General features: G+C 41.5%; 7 protein-coding genes. 1 reads left to right on the top strand and 6 read right to left on the bottom strand.

Annotated elements, in window-relative coordinates:
- Positions 1–76 precede the first annotated feature (76 nt).
- Genes ychF through rpiB form a run of 6 tightly spaced genes read right to left on the bottom strand, consistent with a single transcriptional unit; the run spans position 77 to position 4,560 of the window.
- Positions 77–1,180, bottom strand: a complete 1,104-nt coding sequence (ychF, locus tag F3H01_RS07580) for a redox-regulated ATPase YchF (protein WP_149725352.1) — start codon at positions 1,178–1,180, stop codon at positions 77–79.
- Positions 1,180–2,631, bottom strand: coding sequence for a leucyl aminopeptidase (locus F3H01_RS07575; RefSeq protein ID WP_149725351.1), 1,452 nt, complete (start codon positions 2,629–2,631; stop codon positions 1,180–1,182). The genes ychF and F3H01_RS07575 overlap by 1 nt, the downstream gene beginning before the upstream one ends.
- Complete coding sequence (locus F3H01_RS07570) at positions 2,612–3,217, bottom strand: DedA family protein (protein ID WP_021083652.1); 606 nt, start codon at positions 3,215–3,217, stop codon at positions 2,612–2,614. The genes F3H01_RS07575 and F3H01_RS07570 overlap by 20 nt, the downstream gene beginning before the upstream one ends.
- 1 nt (position 3,218) lies before the next feature.
- Positions 3,219–3,767 carry an adenine phosphoribosyltransferase gene (locus F3H01_RS07565; protein ID WP_149725350.1) on the bottom strand — a complete coding sequence of 183 codons (549 nt, stop codon included), beginning with the start codon at positions 3,765–3,767 and terminating at the stop codon, positions 3,219–3,221.
- A gap of 20 nt (positions 3,768–3,787) precedes the next feature.
- A complete protein-coding gene (locus F3H01_RS07560; protein ID WP_002939538.1) occupies positions 3,788–4,120 on the bottom strand; it encodes a hypothetical protein in 333 nt (110 codons plus the stop codon).
- Positions 4,117–4,560 carry a ribose 5-phosphate isomerase B gene (gene rpiB, locus F3H01_RS07555; RefSeq protein ID WP_021086444.1) on the bottom strand — a complete coding sequence of 148 codons (444 nt, stop codon included), beginning with the start codon at positions 4,558–4,560 and terminating at the stop codon, positions 4,117–4,119. Before rpiB ends, F3H01_RS07560 begins: the two co-directional genes overlap by 4 nt.
- 109 nt (positions 4,561–4,669) lie before the next feature.
- Here rpiB and F3H01_RS07550 point away from each other — a divergent pair, with 109 nt between their 5' ends.
- Complete coding sequence (locus tag F3H01_RS07550; RefSeq protein WP_149725349.1) at positions 4,670–6,055, top strand: DUF4139 domain-containing protein; 1,386 nt, start codon at positions 4,670–4,672, stop codon at positions 6,053–6,055.
- Positions 6,056–6,068 lie beyond the last annotated feature (13 nt).

Genomic DNA, 6,068 nt, shown 5'->3' with positions numbered 1-6,068 from the left:
AAGGAAGTTTTAATTTACTTTATACAGCCCAAGGATTAAAAATTTTTTGACTATTTAGCCCAAAAGAGGGCTAAATTTAAACATTAAACCTAAAGTGCATAACATCGCCATCTTGTACGATGTAGTCTTTGCCCTCAAGTCTCATCTTGCCAGCCTCTTTGGCTCCGTTTTCGCCGCCATGTGCGATATAGTCGTCATAGCTTATCACTTCAGCTCTAATAAAGCCCCTCTCAAAGTCGTTGTGAATGACGCTTGCTGCTTTCGGTGCTTTCCAGCCATTTGTGATCGTCCAAGCCCTTACTTCCACGACGCCAGCGGTGAAATAACTTATCAAATTTAGCTTAGCAAAAGACGTTTTGATGATCTTCTCAAGTCCGCTCTCACTCGTGCCAAGAGATGCCAAAAACTCGTGCGCCTCCTCATCGCTTAGACCTATTAGCTCCTCTTCGACCTTGGCGCAAAGCTTGATCACCTCGTGGTTTGAAGCTTTAGCGTACTCTTTTAGTGCTTTTACAAATTTATTATCTTCGCTAAGCCCCTCTTCATCGACATTTGCGCCATAAACTACCTCTTTAGCACTTAGAAGCCTTAGCTCTTTGTTGAGCGCCAAAAACGCCTCGCTATCTCTTTGCTCGAAGCTGCTTGCGCTTTTGCCACCATTTAGGTGAGCCAAAAGTAAATTTGCTATCTCAAGCGCCTCTTTTGCGCCTTTTGCGTTTGCTTTCGCCTCTCTTGTGAGCTTTTCTATCTTTTTATTTAGTTGTTCGATGTCGGCTAGTATCAGCTCGGTTTGGATGATCTCTATGTCTCTTACTGGATCGACGCTACCCTCGACGTGAGTGATGTTTTCGTCCTCAAAGCAGCGAACTATGTGCAAAATAAGCTCGGTTTCTCTGATGTTTGATAAAAATTTATTGCCAAGTCCTTCGCCTGAGCTAGCCCCTTTTACAAGGCCTGCGATATCTACGAATTCGATGGTTGAATACTGAATTTTATTAGGACTAACTATCTTTGCAAGCTCGTTTAGGCGTTTATCAGGCACTGGTACGATGGCTTTGTTTGGCTCGATAGTGCAAAACGGATAGTTCGCACTCTCGGCATTTTGCGCCTTTGTAAGTGCGTTAAATGTCGTTGATTTGCCCACATTTGGTAGGCCTACTATTCCAACTGAAAGTCCCATCAATTCTCCTTGCTAAGTGCTTGTAAAAAGTATAAATTCATCCTAACGCCCGCTCCACTCGCACCTGCTTGATTGTATCCCCAAGCCTTTTCGCGGTATGCTGGACCAGCGATATCAAGGTGTAGCCACTTATCTTTATACTCATCTTTAATAAATTTATCTAAAAACATGCCAGCTGTGATCGCGCCGCCATATCTGCTTGAGGCGCAGTTGCTAACGTCTGCGATCTGGCTTTTAATAAGCTCGCTAAGATAAGGGTTAAAATCAAGTGTAGTCGCTAGTTCGCCGCTATCTTTTATCTTATTTTTAAACTCGCTTTTTAGACTCTCACTATTGCCCATGATGCCTGTTGTGTATTCGCCAAGTCCCACGACGCAAGCGCCAGTTAAGGTTGCCATATCGATTAAGATGTCTGGCTTAAAGTCCTGTGCGTAGCTTAGGCAATCAGCCAGCACCAAACGTCCCTCTGCATCGGTGTTTCTAACCTCTATGCTAACGCCACTTCTTGAAATTAGCACGTCATCAGGCTTATAAGCGTTGCCTCCGATCATATTTTCAGTGGCGCCTAAAATGGCGTGAATTTCAAATGGTAAATTTAGCTCCGCTGCACCTTTTATGATGCCAAGAGCTGCTGCTGCACCGCTTTTGTCTGATTTCATAGTGAGCATATAATCAGCAGGTTTTAAGCTAAGTCCGCCACTATCGTATGTTAGCCCTTTGCCAACAAAGATGATGCGTTTTTTAGACTTTTTAGGCTTGTATGTTAGGTGGATGAGCCTTGGCTTATGCACGCTTGCACGATTTACCGCCAAAAATGCGTTCATATCCTCTTTAGCTAGAAATTTCTCGTCATAGACCTCGCACTTTATGCTCGCGATGTTTTTGGCTAAATTTAAAGCGTCCTGCGCCATCTTTTGTGGTGTGTAAATTTCTGGGATTTCATTTACGATATCTTTTGTGAAATTTGTAGCACTTGCTATTATCTCCGCCTCTTTAAAGCCCTCGTTTGCCGCCTTTAGATCGATCTTTTTGCCAGCAAATTCTTCAGTAGAAAAGATGATCTCTTTTAGGGTGTATTTCTCTTTTTTCTCTTTATACTTGTTAAATTCGTAGCTTCCAAGCAAAAAACCCTCAGCTAGCGCCTCAAAGCTTAGTTTTTGACAACCAGCTACATATGAAGCTAGCTTTACACTCTTGATGTTTAGCGATTTTAACGCGTTATAAGCTTTAGCAGCTGCAACTCTAAGCTCGTCAAGATCAAGCTTAGAAAGTGGCACGTAAGCCCTTTTTGCTTCGCTTAGGATGAGGACGCTATCGCCTTTGTAATTGTTAAATTTAATAGCCTCTTTATCGCCTATAAATTTATGTTTTAAGTCCTTATCTATTACGAAAATTAGTTCAATATCAGCTTTTATATCTTTTAATTTTTTATCAACTATTTGAAACTGCATGTCTTCTATCTCTCCTTTCGTTTAAAATTTTATTTTCGATGCGCTTAAATGTATATATCAAAAGCCCCATAAATATGGCAACCACTGGGATAGCGACATACCAGTGCTCTTTTGCTTTTTGAAGCAGCACTAATATATGCTCGCCAAGTATCCAAGCAGGTATGGTGGTGATCGCCGCCCAGCACCAAGCGCTGATCAAATTTATAAAGGCATATTTTTTAGCATCATAGCCGGTAAGTCCTATGCAAAGCGGTATGATGACACGAAAGCCATACATATAGCGTTGCAAAAAGATGATCGGCCAGCCGTATTTTTTCAGCATTATGTGCGCCACTGCAAATTTTCTTCGCTGCGTGTGAAGCCTTTTTGCGATGTATTTTTTATTGTAACGGCCAAGGTAGAAGTAAATTTGATCTCCCACAAAGCCTCCAAGTCCAGCCACAAAGATAGCAAGCGCGATGTGCATGTGCGTGGTGTGAGCGAGAATTCCGGCCATTATTAAGGCCATCTCGCCCTCCATGATACACCAGACAAAAAGTATGATGTAGCCGTACTCTTTAAGCAGTTCTATAAAAAACTCTTCCATTCTAAACCTCTAAAACGCTGTAAATTTTAGTAAGCGACTTTAGCTTTTCGCTACCTTTTAGATCGACTAGATCTATGAGAAAGCACGCTTCTACGCAGGTTGCGTTAGTTTGATTGATAAGCTCAACTGATGCTTTTGCAGTGCCTCCAGTGGCTATGAGATCGTCCATCAAAAGCACTCTTGCGCCTGCTTTTTCGCCAAAGGCATCGATGTGAATTTGCACCTCGTCCACGCCATACTCTAGGCTATATTTTTGAGAAAGCGTGATATATGGCAGTTTTTTTGGCTTGCGAATAGGCACAAAAGGCAGCCTAAGTCTTGCCGCGAGCGCTGCACCAAAGATGAAGCCACGTGACTCGATACCAGCGATGTAGTCGATGCTAGCACCATCATATCTATCAGCCAAATGATCTATCAAAAAGTTAAATGCCTCTTTGTTATTTAGCAGCGTCGTGATGTCGCGAAAGACTATGCCAGGCTTTGGAAAGTCGTTTATGCAGCGAATAGAGTTTAGTAAAAATTCTTTGCCTTTTTGATCTAAAATTTTCATAAATTTCCTTAAATTTGAGGTTATAATAGCGCTTCGATCTTGCCTTCAAGCTCACGGATGCGTTGTCTTAGCTTGTCGTTTTCTAAGCGGTACTGGGAGTTTCTTGTGCGAAGTGAGGTTACGTCGTTTTTGGTTTTGTTTAGCTCGTCAGTCAAGATGTCGATGTTGCCTAGACTTCTTTGGAGTTGGATCTGAAATTTTCTTATGACGACCTCGGTGTCTTGGAGGTTATTTTTCATAAAATCTTTTGTAGCACGCTCTTTTTTTAGAAGCGTTTTGAAGTAAAAAACCATGACGGTTAGGTAGATCGCAGCACAAACAAGAGCGGTAAAAACGATCCACTCGCCTATCATTTGCCTGCCTCAAGCTCTATTTTTTTGACTCTTCTTTCGTGTCTGCCGCCTGCAAACTCAGTCTTTAAAAAGGCTTCAACCGCCGAGATAGCCACGCCAGCGCCGATAACTCTTGCGCCAAAAGCGATCACGTTTGCGTCGTTGTGCTCTCTGGCAAGTCTAGCGGTAAATTCGTCATGGCAAAGGGCACACCTTACGTTTTCGTGCCTGTTTGCGGCTATTGATATGCCTATGCCTGTGCCACAAACTAGCACGCCGTAGCAGTTAGGCTCAAGCTTGCTCGCTAGCAAATGCGCATAATCAGGGTAATCAACGCTATTTTTATCGTTTGTGCCAAGATCAACTACTTCGTATCCAAGCCCTTTAATAGCCTCTTTAAGCTCGTTTTTTAGCTCAAAACCAGCGTGATCGCTAGCTAAGAAAACTTTGTCTATCTTCATGAAAAGTCCGTTAAATTTTTTGTTGATTATAGTCAAAGTTGCATTAAAATAAAATTTTACTCTCAGCCAAAATGAAGCTATAATTTACCAAAAATTTAAAGGAGAAAATGTGAAAAAAGCGCTCTTTTTAGCGGCTTCTACGCTAGCCTTTGCAAATGAAAATCTAATAGAGATCTACACAGATCAAACCATCATCACTCAAAAATTTAGCGACGCAAATAGCTCTTTTAGCGCCTTTGTGCCAGAGGGTGTGCAGAGTGAGAACATCACTATAAATGGGGATTGTGACGCGAATGCTTATCTAAAAGAGATCAGCGAAGAAAATAGCCCAAGTTACATAAAATGGAAGCAAGAAGTTGCAAATTTAAACAATAAGCTTGAGGCGCTAAATGCAAGAGGTAGGTTTATAGAGCAAGCTTTGATAGGAGAAAATAAAAGTAACGATGTGACAAAAAGAGCTGAGGAGTTTTATAAATTTAGCCTAGAAAATATCGAGAAAATTTCAGCTGCTAAAAGCGAGCTTGAAGCGCTTAAAGAAAATGAGCCAAAGAGCGAGATGGCTGGATTTTTGCAGCTTGATATGAAATTTGCTTGCGACCCAAAAGAGGCGACGCTATCATACATGGATGATGAGGCCCCAAAGACGCTAAATGAAATTTATGCAGACACAAAAAACAAAAATATCTTGATAAAACAAGAAATTTTGCTCACTAATCCTTTTGCAAGTGAAGTTAAAAATTTAAAGCTCGCCATCTATCCGACCAGATATCAAAAGGCGCTTGCTCCAAGCAAGTTTTACCCTTGGTGCGAGGAGAGCGAGGCGGAGGCTGATGGTTACGGCACTTCAAAAAATATGCTAAGAGCTGCGAAAGTCGCTGCTGAGGTCGCTGATATGCGTGTGCAAAGAGATGAGAATGAGTTTGCCAAAATTTGGAAGATAGATGGGATAAATTTAGCAAAAGGTGAGAGCAAATATATAACTTATGACACACAAAAAATGGATGCAAATTTTAGTGTTTTTGCTGATTTTTACGGCTCGCTAAAGGCATATAACGTAGCTAGTTTTAAGCTAAATGATGATCTAACTCCAGCTAAAACGCAGTTTTATGTTAATGGCGTGAGTGTTGGTAGTCCTAGTGAGTTTGAGATGAAAGCTAAAGATGAGCCCTCTCAGCTATTTTTAGGACAAAACGAGCTAATCGAACTTAAAAAAGAGCGCTTAAATAAATTTAAAAAGAGTTCGCTTCTTGGCAAGGAGCGCATAAGCGAAGAGGGCTATGAGATAAGTGTCAAAAATAACTCAAGTAAGAGCGTTGATGTCACTTTGGTGGAGCGCGTGCCAGTATCTGCTGATGAGGCGGTAAAGGTCGAAGTAAAGGGCTTTGACAAAAAAGATATCAGCAAAGATGGCAAGGTGGAGCTTAAATTTAGCCTTGCGCCAAAAGAGGAATTTAAAAGAGAGTACTCTTATAAGATCACAAAGCCAAAAATTTAGAGCAAATTTGCTC

It is taken from the genome of Campylobacter concisus (assembly GCF_902460875.1).
Taxonomy (GTDB): domain Bacteria; phylum Campylobacterota; class Campylobacteria; order Campylobacterales; family Campylobacteraceae; genus Campylobacter_A; species Campylobacter_A concisus_AA.
The sequence above is the reverse complement of the archived record's forward strand: the minus strand, read 5'-3'. Positions and strand labels throughout refer to the sequence as shown.

Excerpts from the sequence above, each read along its gene's own strand:
- F3H01_RS07570 (WP_021083652.1), bottom strand. The coding sequence starts at position 3,217 with ATGGAAGAGTTTTTTATAGAACTGCTTAAAGAGTACGGCTACATCATA.
- F3H01_RS07575 (WP_149725351.1), bottom strand. The coding sequence starts at position 2,631 with ATGCAGTTTCAAATAGTTGATAAAAAATTAAAAGATATAAAAGCTGAT.
- F3H01_RS07565 (WP_149725350.1), bottom strand. The coding sequence starts at position 3,767 with ATGAAAATTTTAGATCAAAAAGGCAAAGAATTTTTACTAAACTCTATT.
- rpiB (WP_021086444.1), bottom strand. The coding sequence starts at position 4,560 with ATGAAGATAGACAAAGTTTTCTTAGCTAGCGATCACGCTGGTTTTGAG.
- ychF (WP_149725352.1), bottom strand. The coding sequence starts at position 1,180 with ATGGGACTTTCAGTTGGAATAGTAGGCCTACCAAATGTGGGCAAATCA.
- F3H01_RS07560 (WP_002939538.1), bottom strand. The coding sequence starts at position 4,120 with ATGATAGGCGAGTGGATCGTTTTTACCGCTCTTGTTTGTGCTGCGATC.